Origin of the sequence: Vibrio sp. 10N.222.49.C9 (assembly GCF_041474985.1) — a bacterium.
GTDB lineage: Bacteria > Pseudomonadota > Gammaproteobacteria > Enterobacterales > Vibrionaceae > Vibrio > Vibrio crassostreae_C.
The window spans coordinates 1-346 of sequence record NZ_JBFRVD010001294.1; the positions used below are offsets into that span (position 1 = coordinate 1).

Genomic DNA, 346 nt, shown 5'->3' on the forward strand with positions numbered 1-346 from the left:
CTACATGGGTGTCTCAACACAAAGAAACCCTATCTACTGAGCATTCAATAAAAAGGGCTTGGTTATTCTAACGATTCATCGCAGCTCGATTATGCAGGACCAAATAGGTGCGCATGTTCTTGGCTTGCTACGCCGTCGTCGTTAAGTTGGCTCTCTGGGTAGTAGTTGATCCATACGAACCAATACATGCCTGCTTTCACTGTTTCTACTCGCTTAAGCTCACCTTGGTCTGACTTACCAAAGAAGTCCACTTCTGTGACTGGCTTGCCGCTGGTGTTGTACCAAATGTTCACTGACTTGTACTCAGGATCATACGTGGCAACGATGTCTTTCCCACCTACTGTTG

Annotated in this window: 1 pseudogene; it reads right to left on the reverse strand. The window is 46.2% G+C overall.

Going from position 1 to position 346, the window contains the following annotated elements:
• Nucleotides 1-89 precede the first annotated feature (89 nt).
• Nucleotides 90-346 (reverse strand): annotated as a pseudogene (locus AB4585_RS27975) (hypothetical protein); the annotation flags it as partial.